This window comes from Streptomyces murinus (assembly GCF_002154555.1).
Taxonomy (GTDB): domain Bacteria; phylum Actinomycetota; class Actinomycetes; order Streptomycetales; family Streptomycetaceae; genus Streptomyces; species Streptomyces murinus.
On the sequence record NZ_MUNF01000295.1, the window covers coordinates 1 to 19135 of the forward strand.

General features: G+C 71.9%; 17 protein-coding genes. 5 read left to right on the top strand and 12 right to left on the bottom strand.

The features are described from left to right. Positions 1-53: 53 nt before the first annotated feature. Together CCN72_RS18500 and CCN72_RS18505 are read right to left on the bottom strand one after the other, a co-directional pair. Positions 54-818, bottom strand: a complete 765-nt coding sequence (locus tag CCN72_RS18500; protein WP_086808476.1) for an alpha/beta hydrolase — start codon at positions 816-818, stop codon at positions 54-56. Between the two features lie 150 nt (positions 819-968). After that, positions 969-1841 carry an AraC family transcriptional regulator gene (locus CCN72_RS18505; RefSeq protein ID WP_086808477.1) on the bottom strand — a complete coding sequence of 291 codons (873 nt, stop codon included), beginning with the start codon at positions 1839-1841 and terminating at the stop codon, positions 969-971. A gap of 76 nt (positions 1842-1917) precedes the next feature. Between CCN72_RS18505 and CCN72_RS18510 the strand changes: the two genes are divergently transcribed. Further along, positions 1918-2775 carry an alpha/beta fold hydrolase gene (locus CCN72_RS18510; RefSeq protein WP_086808478.1) on the top strand — a complete coding sequence of 286 codons (858 nt, stop codon included), beginning with the start codon at positions 1918-1920 and terminating at the stop codon, positions 2773-2775. An 18-nt stretch (positions 2776-2793) separates the two neighbouring features. Next, positions 2794-4026: an FAD-dependent monooxygenase gene (locus CCN72_RS18515; RefSeq protein WP_086808479.1), complete on the top strand. Its 1233-nt coding sequence runs from the start codon at positions 2794-2796 to the stop codon at positions 4024-4026. 71 nt (positions 4027-4097) lie between these two features. Here CCN72_RS18515 and CCN72_RS18520 read toward each other — a convergent pair whose 3' ends face one another. Both CCN72_RS18520 and CCN72_RS18525 read right to left on the bottom strand, forming a co-directional pair. After that, positions 4098-4826, bottom strand: a complete 729-nt coding sequence (locus CCN72_RS18520) for a restriction endonuclease (RefSeq protein ID WP_208638038.1) — start codon at positions 4824-4826, stop codon at positions 4098-4100. 212 nt (positions 4827-5038) lie between these two features. Continuing rightward, positions 5039-5392, bottom strand: a complete 354-nt coding sequence (locus tag CCN72_RS18525) for a VOC family protein (RefSeq protein ID WP_086808481.1) — start codon at positions 5390-5392, stop codon at positions 5039-5041. An 83-nt stretch (positions 5393-5475) separates the two neighbouring features. On the opposite strand from CCN72_RS18525, the gene CCN72_RS39030 reads away from it, so the two are divergent. From CCN72_RS39030 to CCN72_RS18535, 3 genes are all read left to right on the top strand, one after another. Continuing rightward, complete coding sequence (locus tag CCN72_RS39030; protein WP_158101368.1) at positions 5476-5625, top strand: hypothetical protein; 150 nt, start codon at positions 5476-5478, stop codon at positions 5623-5625. A gap of 141 nt (positions 5626-5766) precedes the next feature. Further along, positions 5767-5901 carry a respiratory nitrate reductase subunit gamma gene (locus CCN72_RS18530; protein WP_269820629.1) on the top strand — a complete coding sequence of 45 codons (135 nt, stop codon included), beginning with the start codon at positions 5767-5769 and terminating at the stop codon, positions 5899-5901. Positions 5902-5933: 32 nt separating this feature from the next. Further along, positions 5934-6266 carry a cupin domain-containing protein gene (locus CCN72_RS18535; RefSeq protein WP_086808482.1) on the top strand — a complete coding sequence of 111 codons (333 nt, stop codon included), beginning with the start codon at positions 5934-5936 and terminating at the stop codon, positions 6264-6266. 25 nt (positions 6267-6291) lie between these two features. Here the strand turns inward: CCN72_RS18535 and gap are convergent, their stop codons facing one another. The 8 genes from gap to CCN72_RS18575 all read right to left on the bottom strand — a co-directional run bounded on the left by gap (position 6292) and on the right by CCN72_RS18575 (position 19067). Next, positions 6292-7290: a type I glyceraldehyde-3-phosphate dehydrogenase gene (gene gap, locus CCN72_RS18540; RefSeq protein WP_086808483.1), complete on the bottom strand. Its 999-nt coding sequence runs from the start codon at positions 7288-7290 to the stop codon at positions 6292-6294. 118 nt (positions 7291-7408) lie between these two features. Continuing rightward, positions 7409-8365 carry a GlxA family transcriptional regulator gene (locus CCN72_RS18545; protein WP_086808484.1) on the bottom strand — a complete coding sequence of 319 codons (957 nt, stop codon included), beginning with the start codon at positions 8363-8365 and terminating at the stop codon, positions 7409-7411. A 55-nt stretch (positions 8366-8420) separates the two neighbouring features. Beyond that, positions 8421-8921: a hypothetical protein gene (locus tag CCN72_RS39035; protein WP_158101369.1), complete on the bottom strand. Its 501-nt coding sequence runs from the start codon at positions 8919-8921 to the stop codon at positions 8421-8423. A gap of 81 nt (positions 8922-9002) precedes the next feature. Further along, positions 9003-11372: a SpoIIE family protein phosphatase gene (locus CCN72_RS18555; protein WP_346164599.1), complete on the bottom strand. Its 2370-nt coding sequence runs from the start codon at positions 11370-11372 to the stop codon at positions 9003-9005. Positions 11373-11503: 131 nt separating this feature from the next. Next, positions 11504-15748 (bottom strand): HAMP domain-containing protein, encoded by a 4245-nt coding sequence (locus CCN72_RS18560; RefSeq protein ID WP_086808486.1) that lies wholly within the window; start codon positions 15746-15748, stop codon positions 11504-11506. Positions 15749-16042: 294 nt separating this feature from the next. Further along, positions 16043-17059, bottom strand: a complete 1017-nt coding sequence (locus CCN72_RS18565) for a LacI family DNA-binding transcriptional regulator (RefSeq protein ID WP_086808487.1) — start codon at positions 17057-17059, stop codon at positions 16043-16045. Positions 17060-17085: 26 nt separating this feature from the next. Continuing rightward, positions 17086-18102: an ABC transporter permease gene (locus tag CCN72_RS18570; RefSeq protein WP_086808488.1), complete on the bottom strand. Its 1017-nt coding sequence runs from the start codon at positions 18100-18102 to the stop codon at positions 17086-17088. Next, positions 18099-19067 carry an ABC transporter permease gene (locus CCN72_RS18575; protein WP_086808489.1) on the bottom strand — a complete coding sequence of 323 codons (969 nt, stop codon included), beginning with the start codon at positions 19065-19067 and terminating at the stop codon, positions 18099-18101. The genes CCN72_RS18570 and CCN72_RS18575 overlap by 4 nt, the downstream gene beginning before the upstream one ends. Between the last annotated feature and the right edge of the window lie 68 nt (positions 19068-19135).

The window sequence follows — 19135 nt, forward strand, 5'->3', positions numbered from 1 at the left end:
GGTGAGCGGTCGCGGCGCCCGATCGGTGGACCGGGCGCCGCGACCGCTCACCGTCAGGCCGCTGAGGTGTCCGCCCGGCCGAGGTGCCGGGCGAGGAACCGGACCGCGCTGTCGGCCTCGAACCTGGGCCAGTCGAAGTGCTTGCCCGCGTTGGCGTGCAGGGTCTTCTCCTTCGAGGCGAAGGCGTCGAACAGCGCGAGGCTGGCCTCGCGCGGGATGCGCTCGTTGTCCCACTGCATGTCGAACTCGATCGGTACGGTGATCCGCTTCGCCGTCTCGACCAGGGCGTCGGGCCAGTGCATGCCGAAGACCGCGGCCGTGATCCTGGGCTCGGCCGCCACCAGCGGTACCCCGATGGCGGTGCCCAGGCCGAGGCCGGTGTAGCCCACCGGGCCGTCGGCGCCGATCTCCGGAAGCTGCTGGAGGGCGTCCAGGACCGTCTGCCATTCGGGTACGGCGAGTTCGGCCAGGCGGGCGTTGTACGGGACGACGATCGGGCCTTCCGGCTCGCCCGCCGCCTGCGCCGCGCGCAGCGCGGCGATGTCCCGTTCGTCGTGCGCGGTGCGCGGCCGGTCGCCATGGCCGAGCGCGTCGATGACGGCGGCATGGAAGCCGCAGCCGTTCACGAGGAGGCGGGCGCGGCCCGTCATGGCCGGCTCCTTCTTGTGCCTGCCGCCGCCGTGGCCCATCAGGACCAGGGGCGCGCGATCGCCGCCGGAGGCCGGCGACCAGAGAACCCCGGGGATGTCGCCCACGGTGAAGTCGCGCTCGACCATGCCGTCCGACGACGACTCGGCGGTGAAGTGCGGAGAATGCATAGGTGGTGCCTTTCGGGAGTGCCTTGGTGTGGAGGCGCTCCCGGCGACACCTATGTCGATCGCCGGCCGTGACGGAAAAGGGGGAGCACCCACGTCGATACTGCGTTCATGGGTCTCACCTCCTCGGGCGGTGTCACGGTCGACTGCAAGCTACAAGCCCGCTCGCCGTCCCGTCCAATCCTTTTTCCGGGGCCTCGTGCTGGGCCATGCCATGTCGTCGACGGCGAGAAACGGCTCGTCGGCCACGGTCGTGGGCGTCGCCCCGGTGAACGCCATGACGTCCCGGCACAGATGGGACTGGTCGGCGTAGCCGCTGTCGGCCGCGACCCGGGCCGCGCCTTCGCCCGCGACCAGGCGGTGCGCGGCGTGGTCGAAGCGGACCAGTTTCTCGGCGCGCTTGGGCGGCAGTCCGAGCTGTGAACGGAAGCGGGACCACAGCCGTTTACGGCTCCACCCGACCTCCTCCGCGAGTCCTTCGACCCTGGCCAGGCCATGGCTGTCGAGGATCCGGCGCCAGGCCCAGGCCACCTCCGGGTCCACCGGCGGCCCCGCCTGGTACCGGCGGGCGAGCAGCGTGTCCGTCAACGCGAAGCGGTCCTGCCATGACGTGACCTCGCCGAGCCGTTCACGGATCCGTGCCGCTTCCCGGCCCCACAGGTCGTCCAACGGTACGACGGCGCCGTCGAGTTCGGCGGGCGGGGCGCCCAGGATCGCGCGGGCGATCACCGGGGACAGCCGTACCTGTACGCACTCGACGTTCTGCCCCCGCGCCCGGACCGCGCCGCCTGCTCCGAGCCCGGGTCCGGCGACGAAGCTGCCCGGCCGCCGCCGTCCCGCGGCACCGTCGAGGGCGGGTGAACCGGCACCGAACTCCAGGAGCAGCGTCACGGCCGGGAAGGGGACGATCCGGAGCGCTTCCAGGTCGCGGACGCGGAATCCGGCCATGGTGACACCGGCCACCGAGCTGGGCTGCCGCGGGCACTCGACGTCCCAGGTGGCCGCACCGCGCGCGAAAGTCCGCATCCTTCCATGCTACGCGGGCCGCGTGACGGGAACATTTGTCCAATCCACCGGCGCGTACGGCGGAGACAGTGGGCTCATGACTGCTTCTGACGGCGACTCACCCGAGCACGGCGGCTCCGAGGCCACCGAGAGTGCACACCTGTCCCTGGCCGACGGCGACATCCATGTGTGTCTGGACGGCCCCCGCGACGCGCCCGCGCTCCTGCTCATCCACGGGACCGCGTCCTCGGCCCGCTCCTGGGGCCCGATGGTTCCGCTGCTGACCGGATGCCATCGCGTCATCCGGATCGACCTTCTGGGGCACGGCCGTTCGGCCAAACCCGCCGACCGCGACTATTCGATCCCGGAGCAGGCGCGCCGGGTCGGCGCGGCACTGGACCGGCTCGGTGTCGAGCATGCCGTGGTCGCCGGTCATTCCAGCGGCGGCGTGGTCGCCACCGCCCTCGCCGAAGAGCGGCCCGACCTGGTGACCGCGCTCGCCCTCGTCAACACCGGGCCCGGCCTGGACGCCCTCATTCCGGCGGAGTCCCCCACGGTCGACCCCTCGCAGTGGCCGCCGACGGACGAACAGCTGCGGCGGTTCGCGAGCACGGGGTTCAGCCGAGCCGGCTACCGGATCCCGGCGGAACTCCTGGACGACGTACGCGAGATGACGTACCACACGTTCATCGCGACGATGCCGGCCACCCGTTCCTACCTGGAGCAGCGGGCGCTGCCGGATCGGCTTGCGGTCCTGGGCAAGCCGCTTCTGGTGATCTTCGGCGCGGACGACCGCAGATGGCGGTCCTCGTCCGCCGCCGACTACCGCGTCGTGCCGGGCGCGCGGGTCGAGTTGCTGCCCGGTCTCGGGCACTCGCCCCTGCTGGAGGATCCGCCGCGCACCGCCACGGCCCTGCTGGCCTTCACCGCGCCGGCCGCCGTACGCGTGCGCTGAGGGAAAGGGAGCGATGCCATGCGGATTCTCGTCTCCGGCGCCAGCGTCGCCGGTCCGGTCCTGGCCCACTGGCTCACCCGGTACGGCTTCTCCGTCACCGTCGTCGAACGCGCGCCGGCGCCACGCAGGACCGGTGGCCACGCGGTGGACCTGTTCCGGCCCGCGATGGACATCTCGGAGAAGATGGGCGTGCTGCCGTACATCGAGGAACGGGCCACCAGGACAAGTACATTGATGGTATATCAGGAGGGTTCGCGGCGTCCGGTCCGTGCGGATCTCTCCAAGATCTTCGGCGCCGCCTCCGAGCGGCATGTCGAGATCATGCGCGACGAGCTCAGCGAGATCTACTACGACGCGACACGCGAGGACGTCGAGTACGTCTTCGGCGACTCGATCGCCGCGATCTCGCCCGACGGTGAGGTGCGCTTCGAGAACGCCCCGCCGCGCCGCTTCGACCTCGTCGTCGGCGCGGACGGGCTGCACTCCAACGTGCGGCGCCTCGTGTTCGGGGCCGAGTCCGGCTTCAGCACCTTCACCGGGGCCTACCTCGGGGTGCTGACCCTGCCGAACATGGCCGACCTCGACGGCGAGCTCCTCATGCACGTCGGCGTCGGTCGCACCGTCGGCATGTACAGCGCGCAACACCTCGGCGAGGCAAGGGCGTTGTTCCTCTTCCGGAGCGAGCGCGAACTCGGCTATCACCACCGTGATGTGCCCCGGCAGAAGGAGCTGCTGCGCGGCGCGTTCACGGGTATGCACGCCGAGGTGGACCGCTGGCTGGACGAGCTGGACCGCACCCCGGCGTTCTACTTCGACTCGATCACCCAGCTCCGCATGGACACCTGGTCACGGGGAAGGGTGACGCTGGTCGGCGACGCGGGCTACTGCCCCGGCCCGGCCGTCGGCGGCAGCACCAGTCTGGCCGTCCTCGGCGCGTACGTCCTCGCCGGCGAACTGGCCCGGGCGGGCGGCGATCACGAGCGGGCCTTCCCCGCCTACGAACGCGCGATGGCGGAACACGTACGGGGCAGCCACGCGGCCGCCCTGAGCGCGGCCAAGACCCTGATCCCCACGTCCCGCCTCGGCGTGCGGGGTCTGGCCCAGGGCGTCCGTCTCATCTCCGCACTGCCGGCGGGGCCGAGTCGCGCGCTGCTGCGCCTCACGACGAAGAGTGGGCGGCTGTACGACTCGGTGCGGGTGGAGGACTATGCGCCGATGCCGGGGGCCGCTCCCGTCCGGCCGTCGACCTGAGCCGGTTCCTCCTGGCCTGAGCGCGGGCCTCAGGGCGCGAGCCTCAGGGCGCGAGCCGCTGAGCGCGGGCCTCAGGACAGGGCCGTCGGTCTACGAGGCGGCGGGACCGCGCGGAGCAGCTCCCACAGCGGCCGCGAGCCGGATGCCCACACCCCGAGGGTGTGCCGGTCGACCACATGGAGGCGCTGCTGCCCGGCGAAGGCCACGGCCGGGGCGGTGACCCTGCCGTTGGTCACGATGACCGCGACGTCGGCTCCGTGGACCTGGCGGGCGGTGCCGTTGAGGACCTGAAGGTCCGGAGTGCCCACGGCGGATCCGGCGAGGCCGTCGCGCCGGTGTTTGCACTGGATGACCCAGCGACGCCCGTAGGGGTCGGTGGCCTTCACATCGGCGCCCAGGTCCCCGCCGCCTCCGACGCGCACCGCGTCCCGGCAGCCGTCACGGTGCATCAGGTCCCGCACCGCGTCCTCGAACCGGGCATGGTGCAGGGCGTCCAGTTGAGCCAGCCCGTAGCGCAGACCGTGTGCGCGGACCGCTTCCCATCGCGCCCGCTGCCGCCTCTGGTAGAGCCAGGCACCACCGCCCGACACGGCGAGCACCGCGACGACGGCCAGGATCCACCAGTGCGCCAGCAGCCAGTTGACGACGACCACCACCAGGCCCACGACCAGGACCGCGGCGATCAGGAGGCCGATCAGCCGGTCTTCCGCGCGCTGCCGTCGCCTGCCCGGTCCCCGCGGACGCCGCCGCACCGCAGGGCGCCTGCCGGTCACCCGGCTCCTGGGCGTACGAGGGCTCATCGGCCGGCCTCCGTACGACTGCGCGGCCGCCGGACGACAACGACCGCCAGCACCGCTCCGTTCATGGTCAGCACCCGTCCAGACCTCCCCCACCGACCGGCCACCGCACGGGCATGGCAGGACGGCCACCCCGGCCTTCTTGATGATGCGTGTCATCACCTGCTCCTTGCCGTACCCGCGCCCTCTAGTCCCGCGGTCAGGTCAAGAGCGCTTCAGGCGCGGCGGTGGCTCAGGACGTTGATCACGCGGCCGCTGGGATCGCGGACGAAGAAGCGCCGCACCCCCCACTCCTCGTCCCGCAGCGGGTGGACGATCTCCGCGCCACTGGCCCGCATGGCCGCGTAGGCCGCCTCCACGTCGTCCACCTCGATGCTCATGTCCGGGGTGACCGGGGCGGTTCGGTCGGTCGAGACGACGCTGATCTGTGCCGTCGGGGCCGACGGCGAGGCGAGGGTCATCACCCAGCCGAGGTTCATGACCTCCTCGAAGCCCAGCAGGCCGTAGAAGTCACGGCTCTCCTCCGCCGCGGCGGAATGGATGACGGGCATGACACGACGAGCGGTCATCTGCGACTCCAAGGGCAAGAGGACGCGACAGGTGCGGAACGGATACGAGACTACGAGATCCCCGTGAGTACTACGGCGTGGCGGTGACTCCCCCGAGCGCCGCCACCGCCGGCCGTACCGCCCGCTCCGGCGACCGCATCACCTTCGACCGGATCGAGGCGCACAACCGCGACGGCGTGTTCGCCTGCCGCTCGGTGGCCGCCATCGGATGTCCGAGGACACCGTGTGCGTGAACCACACCATGGACCGGCACCTGAACGTGCCGAGGAGGGAGGCGTCGGGCCTGCACGGGCAGTGGCCACCACCAGCTCTCGTGCGGCTTCGACCGCATCGGTCCCACCGGCAATCGGCGCGACGAGATCACCTTCACCGGGCTGGTGCACGCCTGGAGCGTTCCGCTGTGGTACCTGTGGCGGCCGTACGTCCTCTGCCGCGGCCGGGTACCCGCGCCTCCGGCCGAGCCGGGCACCGGCGGACGCCGCCGGCGCCGTATCGGCGTGCGCCACTGACCATCCTCCGACACGGAAAGGGCAACCGAGCCATGCAGAAGCTCTCCCTGGACGCCAAGGCCCGCGAGCATCTGGAGCGGGCCGCGGCCTCCTCCACGGGCCGCAGCGCCGAGACCCTCTACGGCGGCCACGAACACGCCCTGCGCCAGACCCTGATCGCCCTGCGCACCGGCACCACCCTGTCCGAGCACGAGAACCCCGGGGAGGCCACGGTTCTCGTGCTGCGCGGGCGGGTACGGCTGCGCAGCGGCGCCGAGAGCTGGGAGGGCATGGCCGGTGACCTGCTCCTCGTCCCGCCGGCCCGGCACAGCCTGGAGGCCCTGGAGGACGCGGCGACGCTGCTGACGGTCGTCAAGGCCGGGTGAGGCGGGGGGGTGCCCCGGCGGCCGGTCAGCTGCCGGCGAGGAGATCGAGGGTGTCGATCACCCGGTTCGAGAAGCCCCACTCGTTGTCGTACCACGCGACGACCTTGATGTGACGGCCGTCGACGCGGGTGAGGGCCGAGTCGAAGATCGAGGAGGCGGGGTTGCCGGTGATGTCGGAGGAGACGAGCGGGTCCTCGGAGTATTCGAGGACACCGGCGAGGGGGCCCTGCGCCGCGGCGCGGTAGGCCGCCAGCACCTCGTCGCGGGTCACGTCACGGGCGACGGTGGTGTTGAGTTCGACGATCGAGCCCACCGGCACCGGGACGCGGATCGAGTCGCCCGACAGCTTGCCTTCGAGGTTCGGCAGGACCAGGCCGATCGCCTTGGCGGCACCGGTCGTGGTCGGCACGATGTTGACGCCCGCGGCACGGGCGCGGCGGGCGTCGCGGTGCGGACCGTCCTGGAGGTTCTGCTCCTGGGTGTAGGCGTGCACCGTGGTCATGAACCCGTGCTCGATACCGGCGAGTTCATCGAGGACGGCGGCCAGCGGCGCCAGCGCGTTCGTGGTGCAGGAGGCGTTCGAGACGATCGTGTGCACGGCCGGGTCGTAGGCGTCGGTGTTGACGCCGAACGCGAGGGTGACGTCGGCGCCGTCGGACGGTGCGCTGACGAGCACCTTCTTCGCGCCCGCGTCGAGGTGGGCGCGGGCGGCCTTCGCCGAGGTGAAGCGGCCGGTGGCCTCCAGGACGATGTCGACGCCGAGTTCGGCCCAGGGCAGCTGCGCGGGCTCGCGCTCGGCCAGCACCGTGATCCGCCGGCCGTCGACCACGAGGGTGTTGCCGTCGACGGTGACCGGACGCCCGAGCCGGCCGGCCGTGCTGTCGTAGGCGAGCAGCCGGGCGAGGGTGGCGGGCTCCGTCAGGTCGTTGACGGCGACGACCTCCAGAGCGCTGTCCCGTTCGAGCAGCGCGCGCAGCACATTGCGTCCGATGCGGCCGAACCCGTTGATGGCGATGCGAGTCATGTGTGGTGTCCCTTCCGTTCCCCACCAGGCTCGCTCGCGGCGCGCGCCGCTGACAGTGGCGGGATCGCCATGGTTCAAAAGGATCCCGCCATATCCCGCCGGGGTGCCGCCGGGCGGGTCACTCGCCCCGGGTGAAGGTGCGCCGGTACTCGCTGGGTGTGGTGCCGAGGATGCGCTGGAAGTGCAGGCGCAGGTTGGCGCCGGTGCCGAGACCGACGTCGGCGGCGATCTGTTCGACCCCGCGCTGGGAGCGTTCGAGCAGTTCGCGGGCCAGGTCGATACGGGCGCGCATCACCCACTGCATCGGCGTGTAGCCGGTCTCCTCGACGAAGCGCCGGGAGAACGTGCGCGGCGAGACCCCGGCCTGCCGCGCCAGGGTGTCGAGGGTGAGGGGCTCGCCGAGCCGGCGCAGCGCCCACTCGCGGGTGGCGCCGAAGCGTTCGCCGTGCGGCTCGGGGACGCTGCGCGGCACGTACTGGGCCTGGCCGCCGCTGCGGTAGGGGGCGGCGACCAGGCGCCGGGCCGCGTGGTTGGAGGCGGCCACTCCGACGTCGCCGCGCAGGATGTGCAGGCACAGGTCGATACCGGAGGCGGCGCCGGCCGAGGTGAGGACGCTGCCCTCGTCCACGAACAGCACGTTCTCGTCGACCCGGACGAGCGGATGCCGGGCCGCGAGGGCCTGTGTGTAGTGCCAGTGCGTCGTGGCGCGTCTGCCGTCGAGCAGGCCGGTGGCGGCGAGCGCGAAGGCCCCCGTCGAGATGGCCGCGAGCCGCGCGCCCCGCTCGTGCGCGGCGATCAGCGCGTCGACGACGGCGCGCGGCGGGTCCTCGCGGTCCGGGAACCGGTACCCGGGCACGAACACGATGTCGGCCCAGGCGAGCGCGTCCAGCCCATGGGCGACGTAGTACGCGAGCCCGTCGCCCCCGGCCACCAGCCCGGGCGCCGCCCCGCAGACCCTTACCTCGTACGGCATGCTCGCGCGGGTCGTGAACACCTGCGCGGGAATCCCGACATCGAGCGGCTTCGCGCCTTCGAGGACAAGGACGGCGACACGATGCAGGCGGGGGGCGGACACAGGAAGAGGGTACGTGGGGTACGGCCTCGGTACGCCCGGGTGGTGGCGCCCGTGGTCACCGGGGCAGGCCGGCCTCTGCCGCCCGGCGCAGGACGTCACCGCAGGTGCGGGACCGTATCGGCGCGCGTTCGGCGAGTACGACCAGTACATAGCGCAGTTCCGTGCTCAGTCGGTGGAGCTGGAGACCGGATCGATGGCCCGCGTAGACGTACAGGCGGAAGAGTTTGACGGCCTGTTCCTCGCGGACGTCGACGAAGCTGTCCGGGAGCCCGGCGAGCAGTTCGAAGTCGCGCTTGCCGGTCGCGGCGTCGGCCACGGCGAGGAGGGGCAGGCCGTCGAACTCCGCGACGGACAGGGAGGCGTCGAGCGCGACAGCGTGGGCGGCCAGGACCCCGAAGATCTCGATCAGCCGCTCCCCCACCGCCGTGTCGATCTCCCAGCCCCGCAGCCGCTCATGACGGCGGGACCGACGCCATGGCTCCTGGTCCACCAATGGCAGCAGGACGCTCGCCAGGTACGCACACCGACGCCACACCATGTCGTGGTCCGAGGTCATGAGCGATCCTCTCGCCGGGAGGCGGAGGCGTCCATGGGTTCGCTGTCACGAATCCCCCGGTGTGGCGTCGCGGCGCGGCCCTCAGTCCACCCTGATCCCCACGATGCATGTGTCGTCGTCGGTGTCCGACCTGCTGTACGTGAGCAGTCTGTCCAGTTGCTTGTCCAGAGTGCGGGGGCCCGAGCTGGCGGTGTGCAGAAGGTGGGTGAGGGATTCCTCGACCGAGCGGTCGCGGCGTTCGATCAGGCCGTCGGTGTACATGAGGAGGGTGTCGCCGGCGGCCAGCCGGAGTTCGGTCTCCTCGTAGACCGCCTCCGGGAGGGCGCCCAGCAGGAGCCCCTTGAGAGTGGGGAGGGGGGTGGCCTCCTGGTCGCGGACCAGGACGGGGGGCAGATGACCGGCCCGGGCCCAGCGCAGGGTGCGGGTTTCGCCGTCGTACAGGCCGCAGACGGCGGTCGCGGTGACGGCGCCCGTCAGATGGTGGGCGACGATGTTCAGCCAGGACAGCAGCTGCGCCGGTCCTGCTCCGGTGACGGCGAGGCCGCGCAGCGCGTTGCGCAGGACGACCATGCTGGTGGCCGCCTCGATGCCGTGTCCGGCGACGTCGCCGACACACAGCAGGACGAGTCCCGACGGGAGCACCACGGCGTCGTACCAGTCACCGCCGACCAGATGCTCGGTCTCGGCCGGCCGGTAGCGGACCGCCACCTGGAGGCCGGGCACGCGCAGCGGTGCCTGGGCCGGGGGCATGATCGCGTGCTGGAGCTGGAGGGTGAGCCGGTTGCGTTCGGCGGCCTGCTGCTCGGTGTGGGCGAGCTGGTCGCGGGTCGCGGCGAGGGCGACCTCGGTCCAGTGCTGGGCGGAGATGTCCTGGTAGGCGCCGCGCACGCCGAACAGCTGGCCGTCGGTGTCGAGGACCGGTTCGGCGACCAGGCGCATGTGCCGGGAGACGCCGTCCGGGCGCTGCAACCGGAACGCCGCCGAGGCCGGCCGGTGGTGGTGCAGCAGGGTGCGCAGGAACCGTCCGATCTGGACGGCGTCGTCCGGGTGGGAGTAGGCGGGCAGTTCCTCCAGGGCGACCGGGGAGCTGGTGGCCGGGCGGCCGTAGAGGCTGAACATCTGGCCGTTCCAGGTGATCTCACCGGTCAGCAGGTTCTCCTCGAAGCCGCCGATCCGGCCGAGCCGCTGGGCGTGCTGGAGCAGACTGGCCAGGCGTGCGGTCTCGTCCTCGATGCGCCAGATGAGCAGCAGTCCGGCGCCGTGGCGGCTGATGCTGATGTCGGCGACCGCGGAGAGCGGGACCTGGTCGACCAGGGCGGTCAGCCGTACCCGCTGGGCGCGGAACGGCTCGCCGGTGGCGTAGACCCGCTCCACGCGCTGGAACAGCTCGCTGCTGCCGGCGGCCATCGGGTACGCCTCCAGCAGCAGGGCGCCGCCGATGACGGCCCGCGGCCGGCCCGCCGGGTCGAGGAAGCGGTTGTTGACGTGCTGGATGCGGAAGTCGAGGAGCCGACCCGCGTCGTCGAGGTGCGGCACCAGCACCAGGGTCGGGTCGTGCAGTCCGTCCGCGAGGTCCATCAGTTCCGCCACGTCCGGCATGACCCGGGATTCCGGGCGGGGCACGGCGGAGGGAACGAAGTCGTCCAGGGTGTGCGCGCACAGTTCGGCGAGTGTCTCCACCTGGCGCAGCACCGGGCGCGGCAGCGGCTCCTCGGGTTTGGGCCAGGCGATCTCCAGGACGCCGTGGATACGGCCGCCCGCACCGGCGGGTACGGCGATCCGGGCGCCGTCGGCGTAGTCGCGCCGGCCGATGGTGGGCAGCCCGGACTCGGCGAGCGAGGGCAGCCACTGTCCGCCGGGCTCGGTCAGGCCCCGGCGGGCCACCGTGGCCACGTCCGGCGGGACGTAGCACCAGCGGGCCGCCTCGGCCGGGGTGAAGCCCGCGCTGCCGGCGAGGGTCAGCGAACCGTCCGAGCCGGCCGCCCAGATGGCCACGGCGACGGCGCCGAGCGGACGGAGCGCGTGTTCGAGCAGGGAGGCGGCCATCGCCTCGGTGTCGTCGGCGGCCAGCACCCCGCTCTCGGCGGCGCGCAGCCGTACGGCGGCGGAGTCCTCGTCCGTGCCGCCCGGGTCGGCGGTCGTGGAGAGGAAGGCCTCGGTCACCTCGGCGACCCGGTCCCTGGCCGCCTGGTTGATGACGTCCACCGCGAGTTCCAGCGGTGTCACCTGCGCCTGCTCGGTCAGTTCGGCGAGCTGCCGGGCGGCCTGGGCGGGCCCGCAGCCGAGGCGTTCGACCAGGATGCCCTTGGCGAGTTCGATCAGTGCCCGGCCCTCGGCCTCGGCCTGCGCGGTCCGCACCTCGCGGCGCAGCCGCTCCACGGTGGCGGCGAGCCTGCCCACCGGGGTGTTCGCGGGCACGTCGGCCACCGCCGCCGCGTCCACCGGGGGCAGCGGGGCGGGCTGGGTCGGTACACCGTTCGACGCGTCGAGCGGTGCCCCGGGGTCGGCGGACGGCTGGATGTTCACCGGACGGGTACTCCTCGGCCTGCGGAAGGACGGTTGCGCGGTGTCGTCGTCCGGCTTCATGCGGGCAGCCAGCGCCGGACGCAGGCGATGAGGTCGCGGGTGTCCACGGGTTTCGTGACGTAGTCGCTGGCGCCGGAGGCGAGGCTCTTCTCCCGGTCGCCCTGCATCGCCTTCGCGGTGACGGCGATCACCGGCAGGTCCGTGTACCGCGGCATGCTGCGGATCTCGGCGGTGGCGGCGTAGCCGTCCATCTCGGGCATCATCACGTCCATCAGGACCAGTTCGATGTCCGGGTTGTTCAGCAGTGTCTCGATGCCCTTGCGGCCGTTCTCCGCGTGCAGGACGCGGAAGCCGTGCAGTTCGAGGATGCCGCTGAGCGCGAAGAGGTTGCGCGCGTCGTCGTCGACGACGAGGACGGTACGGCCGCGGGTGTGCTCGTCCACCAGGTCCGGGGTGTGCTGGAGTTCCTCGCCGCGGACGAAGGTGAGCACCTCGCCGGGCTCCTCGGCGGACAGGTGCAGGGCGATCCGCTCCCGCAGCTCGTCCAGGCTGGAGAGGTACTCAAGCGAGCCGCCCGGCTCCGCCTGCGAGTACTCGGCGCGGTGGGAGCCGTTGTGCACCAGGACGGGGACGCCGGCGAGGGCGGAGTCGCCGTGCAGCGCCTCCAGGAACCGGGCCGACTCCCCGTCGGGGGCGCCCAGTTCGACGACGACGCAGTGGCAGGGTTCGGCGGCGAGGGCGCCGGCCGCCTCCTGGGCGCCGACCGCGGTGATGATGTCGACGGGGATGCCGTCGGCGCGGCCGTGGTCGAGGTCGCCCACGACGCTCTCGGCGACCAGGGTGAGCAGGCCGCGCGGACGCTCCTCCACGACGAGCAGCCTGCGGGCGCGCTGCCGCTTGGCGGAGACGAGGGGCGCCGCCTTGAGCTCGCGCGGGGCCGTCGCGTCCGGGTGCTCCTGTTCGGCCGGTTCGGCGGTGCCGCGCAGATGTTCGTCGAAGTCGGGCCTGGCCACGGGCAGGAAGAGGGTGAAGGTGCTGCCCTTGCCCGGTGTGCTGTCGACGGTGACGGCGCCACCGAGCAGATGGGCGATCTCCCGGGTGATGGACAGGCCGAGCCCGGTGCCGCCGTACTTGCGGCTGGTGGTGCCGTCCGCCTGCTGGAACGCGCCGAAGATGCTCTCCAGTTGCTGCTCCGGGATGCCGATGCCGGTGTCCTTGACCCGGAAGGCGACCACCGCGCCGCCGCGGACCACGGCGCGCGGCACCTCGCCGTCGGCGGCGGGTTCGACGCGCAGTTCGACCCCGCCCTGTTCGGTGAACTTCACCGCGTTGGAGAGCAGGTTGCGCAGGATCTGGCGGAGCCGGGAGTCGTCGGTGAGCAGGTCGGCGGGTGCGCCGGCCGACGTGGTGACGGTGAACCCGAGGCTCTTCTGGGAGGTCATCGGGCGGAAGGTGGCCTCGACGTACTCGATGAGCTGGCGCAGCGGGACCCGCTCCGGGGTGACGTCCATCTTGCCCGCCTCGACCTTGGACAGGTCGAGGATGTCGTTGATCAGCTGGAGCAGGTCGGAGCCCGCCGAGTGGATGATGCCCGCGTACTCGACCTGCTTCGGGGTGAGGTTGCGGGAGGGGTTCTGGGCGAGCAACTGGGCCAGGATGAGCAGGCTGTTGAGCGGGGTGCGCAGCTCATGGCTCATGTTGGCGAGGAACTCGGACTTGTACTTGGAGGCGAGCGACAACTGCTGGGCGCGTGCCTCCAGTTCCTGCCGGGCCTGCTCGATCTGGAGGTTCTTGCCCTCGATGTCGCGGTTCTGCTCGGCGAGCAGCGAGGCCTTCTCCTCCAGTTCGGCGTTGGAGCGCTGGAGTTCCTCCTGCTGGGCCTGCAACTCGGCGGAGCGGGCCTGGAGTTCGCTGGTCAGGCGCTGGGACTCCTGGAGCAGTTCGTCGGTGCGGGCGTTGGCGACGATCGTGTTGACGTTGACACCGATGGTGTCCACGAGCTGCTGGAGGAAGTCCCGCTGCACGGTGGTGAACCGGGTGACGGAGGCCAGTTCGATGACGCCGAGCACCTGTTCCTCGAAGAGGATGGGCAGCAGCAACAGCGCGGTGGGCTCGATCTGTCCGAGGCCGGAGGAGATGGTGACGTACCGGGGCGGCAGCTCGTCCACCGCGATCGTACGGCGGCTGCGCGCGGCCTGGCCGACCAGGGAGCGGCCGAAGGAGATCCGCTCGGGGCGCTCGTCGTCGTCGGGGCGGCCGTAGTCGCCGACCAGCCGCAGCTCGGGGCCGGATGCGGCGTCCTCGGCGAGGTAGAAGGCGCCGTACTGGGCGGACACCTGGGGCACCAGCTCGTCCATGATCAGCTCGGCCACGACGCGCAGGTCGCGGTGGCCCTGCATCAGGCCGGAGAGCCGGGCGAGGTTGGTCTTGAGCCAGTCCTGTTCCTGGTTGGCCCGGGTGGTCTCGCGCAGCGACTCCACCATGGAGTTGATGTTGTCCTTGAGGTCGGCGACCTCGCCGGAGGCGTCGACGGTGATGGAGCGGGTCAGGTCGCCCTCGGCGACGGCGCTGGCGACGTCGGCGATGGCGCGGACCTGCCGGGTGAGGTTCCCGGCGAGTTCGTTGACGTTCTCGGTGAGCCGCTTCCAGGTGCCGGAGACGCCCTCGACCTCGGCCTGGCCGCCGAGGCGGCCTTCGGTGCCGACCTCGCGGGCGACTCGGGTGACCTCGTCGGCGAACGCGGACAGCTGGTCCACCATCGTGTTGATGGTCGTCTTCAGTTCGAGGATCTCGCCGCGCGCGTCGACGTCGATCTTCTTCGACAGGTCGCCCTTGGCCACGGCGGTGGTCACCAGCGCGATGTTGCGCACCTGGCCGGTGAGGTTGTTGGCCATGGAGTTGACGTTGTCGGTGAGGTCCTTCCAGGTGCCGGCCACGTTGGGCACATGAGCCTGGCCGCCGAGGCGGCCCTCGGTGCCCACCTCGCGGGCGACACGGGTCACCTCGTCCGCGAACGCCGACAGGGTGTCGACCATGGTGTTGATGACATCGGCGAGCGCGGCGACCTCGCCCTTGGCCTCCACCATGATCTTCTGCGAGAGGTCGCCCTTGGCGACGGCCGTGGCGACCTGGGTGATGGAGCGGACCTGGCCGGTGAGGTTGGAGGCCATCACATTGACGTTGTCGGTGAGGTCCTTCCAGGTGCCGGCGACTCCCCGCACCTGCGCCTGGCCGCCGAGGCGGCCCTCGGTGCCGACCTCGCGGGCGACGCGCGTCACCTCGTCCGCGAACGCGGAGAGCTGGTCCACCATCGTGTTGATGGTGCTCTTCAGCTCCAGGATCTCGCCCCGGGCATCCACCGTGATCTTCTGCGACAGATCACCCTGCGCCACCGCGGTGGCCACCTGGGCGACGTTGCGCACCTGGTTGGTCAGGTTTCCGGCCATGAAGTTGACCGAATCCGTGAGGTCCCGCCAGGTCCCCTTCACGCCCTTGACGTCGGCCTGGCCGCCGAGGCGGCCCTCGGTGCCGACCTCGCGGGCGACACGGGTCACCTCGTCCGCGAACGCGGAGAGCTGGTCCACCATCGTGTTGATGGTGCTCTTCAGCTCCAGGATCTCGCCCCGGGCATCCACCGTGATCTTCTGCGACAGATCACCCTGCGCGACGGCCGTCGTCACCTGGGCGACGTTGCGCACCTGGGCGGTGAGGTTTCCGGCCATGAAATTGACCGAATCCGTGAGGTCGCGCCAGACACCGGCGACACCCGGGACCTGCGCCTGACCGCCGAGCCGGCCCTCGGTGCCCACCTCGCGGGCCACGCGCGTCACCTCGTCGGCGAACGCGGAGAGCTGGTCGACCATCGTGTTGACGGTCTCCTTCAGCTGAAGGATCTCGCCGCGCGCCGGGACGTCGATCTTCTGCGACAGATCACCCTTGGCGACCGCGGTGGCCACCTGGGCGATGTCGCGGACCTGAGTGGTGAGGTTGCCCGCCATCGCGTTGACCGAGTCGGTCAGATCGGCCCAGGTGCCCGAGACCCCCGGGACCTGCGCCTGGCCGCCGAGAGTGCCCTCGGTGCCCACCTCACGGGCCACGCGGGTGACTTCGGAGGTGAACACGGACAGCTGGTCGACCATGCCGTTGAAGACGGTGGCGATGTCGCCCATGAGCCCCGGTGAATCGTCCGGCAGCCGGGTGCCGAAGTCTCCGTCACGGACCGCGGTCAATCCCGCGAGCAGTCTTCTCAGTTCCTCGTCGCCCGGTACCGCGTCGGTCGTCCCGGTCGCCTTGCCGGCCATGCGCGCCTCATTCCGCACCCCAAGGAGCCCTCGGTGGGGGAGGGCTCGGAACCATCGCCGGGCACGCGGCCTGACCCGGCGGTTCACATGTGCATTTCCCCAGTTCACGGATTTACACGAGGGGAAAATACGCCGCAGGTTAACCCAGTCCCCCGGCCTCGCACAAAAGCCGCCGCCGACCCCGGACGGTCAGGGAATCGATCGGCGGCCGGACGGATACGACCACGGTCCGGGCCGCGGGGACCCGGGCGTGGCGGCGCCGGCAGGACGGGCCGGGGTGTGCCGGGGGCCGCCTCAGCCGCGCCGCTCCACCGTCGACTCCCGCACCACGAGTTCGAAGCCCGGCAGGATGCGGCGGGGAACCGGTGCGGTGCGGGCGGCGATGCGTTCCACGACACAGTCGACGGCGATCTGGGCGATGGCGCGTTTGTCGGGGGCGATGGTGGTCAGGGCGACGGCCGCGTAGCGGGCCTCCTCGATGTCGTCGAAGCCGGCGACCGCGATGTCCTGGGGGACGCGCAGTCCGCGGCTGGCCAGGACGCGCATGGCGCCGAGGGCGACGAGGTCGTTGAAGGCGAAGACGGCGTCCGGCCGTTCGCCGCGGTCCAGGAGGGCGGCCATGGCCACGGCGCCGTCCTGGCGGTCGTACCCGTCGGTGGCCATGACCAGCGGTTCGGGTGGCCGCAGCCCGGCGGCGGTGTGCGCCTCGCGCCATCCGCGCAGCCGCAGATGCGCGGGTTCCCGCGCGCTCTCGTGGCGGGCGCCGAGGAAGGCCACGCGGCGGCGGCCGGTGTCGAGGAGGTGCTGCACCGCGGCGCGCGCCGCCGCGACGTTGTCGATGGCGATGTGGTCGAAGGGGGCGTCGTACTCACGCTCCCCGAGGAGCACCAGGGGCGAGGTGTCCGTGCGGCCGAGCAGGTCCTCCGTCGCCATCCGGATCGGGCTGAGGATGAGGCCGTCGATGATCTGTGCGCGAAAGCCCTGGCAGACGAGGATCTCCTTCTCCCGCAGCCCCGCCGTGTGGTCGAGCAGCACGGTGTAGTCGTGCCGGGCGGCCGCGTCGATGACGGCTCCGGCCACCTCGGAGAAGTACGGGTTGCCCAGTTCGGGGACGGCCAGCGCGATGATGCCGGTGCGGCCGTTGCGCAGATGGCGGGCGACGAGGTTGGGCCGGTAGCCGAGTTCGTCGATGGCCCGCTGCACCCGGGCCCGGGTGCGGGGGGAGACATGGACATAGTTGTTCACGACGTTCGACACAGTCTTGACGGAAACCCCGGCGCGCTGTGCGACGTCCTTCAGGCTGACGCCCACGGGACTCCTTCGGTAGGTCGGCGGCGTCAGTCCGTCTGCCGGGTGCGGCTGAGCAGGGTCTGGACGAGGACCACGACGGCCAGGAACGCGCCGTTGACCGTGTCGGTGAACGCGGAGCCGTACTGGGAGAAGTAGTGGTCGATCAGGTTGTGGATGACGGCCAGCACCAGTACGCCGCTCGCCGTGCCGCCGATGGAGCCGCTGCCGCCGGTCAGGAGCGTGCCGCCGATCACCACCGAGGCGATGGCGGTGAGTTCGTAGCCGACGCCGATGGTGGTGACGCCGGAACCGAGGCGGGCGCTGCCGAGGGCGCCGGCGGTCGCGGCGAGGGTGGCGGACAGGACGTAGACGAGGACCTTGGTGCGGGCCACGGGGAGCCCCATGAGGGTGGCGGCGTTCTCGTTGCCGCCCAGCGCGGTGACCGTGGCGCCGAACCGGGTGCGGGTGAGCAGCAGCGCGCCGCTCCCGAACAGGGCCGCCACGAGGAGGACCGGCACCCAAGTGCCGTCGCCCAGGCGGCGGAAGGCGGGGCCGGCGGGGACGAGATAGGTGGTGGCGCCCTCGTTCGTCAGCGCCTGGAGCAGGCCGCGCGCGCCGAGGAGTCCCGCGAGGGTGACGATGAAGGGCGCCATCCGGGCACGGGCGACGAGCAGTCCCTGCGCGGTGCCCCAGAGCGCGCCGACCGCCAGGGGCAGGACGACGGCGAGCCAGGTGCCGCCCGCGTGCGCGCCGTAGGCGCCGAGCACCCCGCCGAGCGCGTACACCGATCCCACGGACAGGTCGATGCCGCCGGTGAGGATGACGAAGGTCATGCCCAGGGCCAGCAGCCACACGAAGGCGTTGTTGCCGAGGATGCTGGAGATGTTGGACCAGGTGGGGAAGGTGGACGAGGTCGCGGAGGCGAGGGCGGCCATCAGCACCAGCACGGCCAGCGCGCCCCGGCGCTGGAGGTGGGAGGCCAGGCGTTCGCGCAGGGCGGCCGGCTGCGCGGCGTCGGACGCCGGGCGCGGCAGCGTGGCGGGCCGCAGGGCGGAGGGTGTCATCGGGTACTCCGCTCCTGTGAGGCGTAGACCGCGAAGCAGATGATGACGGCCTCCACGAGTTGGGTGTACGACGTATGCACGTTGTGCTGGGTGAGGACGGCGGTGATGAGCTGCATGAACAGCGCGCCGGCCACGGTGCCGAGGACCCGGACCCGGCCGCCGGTGAGCGGGGTGCCGCCGACCACGACGGCGGTGATGGCGTTGAGCTCCATGTTCAGGCCCTGGTTGGCGGGGTCCGCCTCGGCGCCGTGCCCGACGATCAGCGCGCCGGCGAGGGCTGCGAGGACGCCGGACAGGACGTAGACGGTGACGAGGACCCGGCGCACCGGCAGACCGGCCAGCCTGCTCGCCCGGCGGTTGTCGCCGATGGCCACCAGTTGCCGGCCGAAGGTGGTCCGGCGTACCAGCAGCGCGGTCAGCACGGCGCACGCCCCGGCGATCCACGCCATGACGGGGACCCCGGCGAACCCGTCCGAACCGAGGCCCAGCAGACCCGTGTCGGTGACCGGCTTGGCGGAGTTGCCGTTGATCAGCTCGGCGACACCCCGCAGCCCGATCATCAGGGCGAGGGTGGCGACGATCGGCTGGATACGGGCGAGCGCGACCATGGTGCCGCCGACCGCGCCGCAGACCGCGCCGCAGCCCAGGGCGATCAGCACCGCGAGCGGCGCGCCGTAGCCGAGGTAGAGGGGGACGACCGAGGCGGCGAGGGCGATGACGGCGCCGACCGAGAGGTCGACGCCCTCCGTGCCGATGACCAGGGCCATGCCGAGGGCGACGATCAGGGTGGGGGCGACCTGGAAGAGCTGGATGCGGACATTGCCCGCGGAGAGGAACGAGTTGTCCAGGGCGGCTGCCACGACGAACAGGACGAGCAGCGCGGCGTAGACGCCGTACGACTGGAGCAGGCGGGTCAGCCGGGCCCGGTCCAGCGGGCCGGGGGCGGCCCAGGCCGTGGGGGTCATCGGGGCTCCTCCTTCGTCACGGCAGGGGCGGTCGGGCGTCCTTGGGCCTGCGTCGGGCGGTCGTCGGG

Bases quoted from the DNA above. Each gene is read 5' to 3' on its own strand.
- CCN72_RS18535 (WP_086808482.1), top strand. From the start codon at position 5,934: ATGCAGAAGCTCTCCCTGGACGCCAAGGCCCGCGAGCATCTGGAGCGG.
- CCN72_RS18560 (WP_086808486.1), bottom strand. From the start codon at position 15,748: ATGGCCGGCAAGGCGACCGGGACGACCGACGCGGTACCGGGCGACGAG.
- CCN72_RS18520 (WP_208638038.1), bottom strand. From the start codon at position 4,826: ATGAGCCCTCGTACGCCCAGGAGCCGGGTGACCGGCAGGCGCCCTGCG.
- CCN72_RS18570 (WP_086808488.1), bottom strand. From the start codon at position 18,102: ATGACACCCTCCGCCCTGCGGCCCGCCACGCTGCCGCGCCCGGCGTCC.
- CCN72_RS18505 (WP_086808477.1), bottom strand. From the start codon at position 1,841: ATGCGGACTTTCGCGCGCGGTGCGGCCACCTGGGACGTCGAGTGCCCG.
- CCN72_RS18515 (WP_086808479.1), top strand. From the start codon at position 2,794: ATGCGGATTCTCGTCTCCGGCGCCAGCGTCGCCGGTCCGGTCCTGGCC.
- gap (WP_086808483.1), bottom strand. From the start codon at position 7,290: ATGACTCGCATCGCCATCAACGGGTTCGGCCGCATCGGACGCAATGTG.
- CCN72_RS18575 (WP_086808489.1), bottom strand. From the start codon at position 19,067: ATGACCCCCACGGCCTGGGCCGCCCCCGGCCCGCTGGACCGGGCCCGG.
- CCN72_RS18525 (WP_086808481.1), bottom strand. From the start codon at position 5,392: ATGACCGCTCGTCGTGTCATGCCCGTCATCCATTCCGCCGCGGCGGAG.
- CCN72_RS39035 (WP_158101369.1), bottom strand. From the start codon at position 8,921: ATGACCTCGGACCACGACATGGTGTGGCGTCGGTGTGCGTACCTGGCG.
- CCN72_RS18500 (WP_086808476.1), bottom strand. From the start codon at position 818: ATGCATTCTCCGCACTTCACCGCCGAGTCGTCGTCGGACGGCATGGTC.
- CCN72_RS18510 (WP_086808478.1), top strand. From the start codon at position 1,918: ATGACTGCTTCTGACGGCGACTCACCCGAGCACGGCGGCTCCGAGGCC.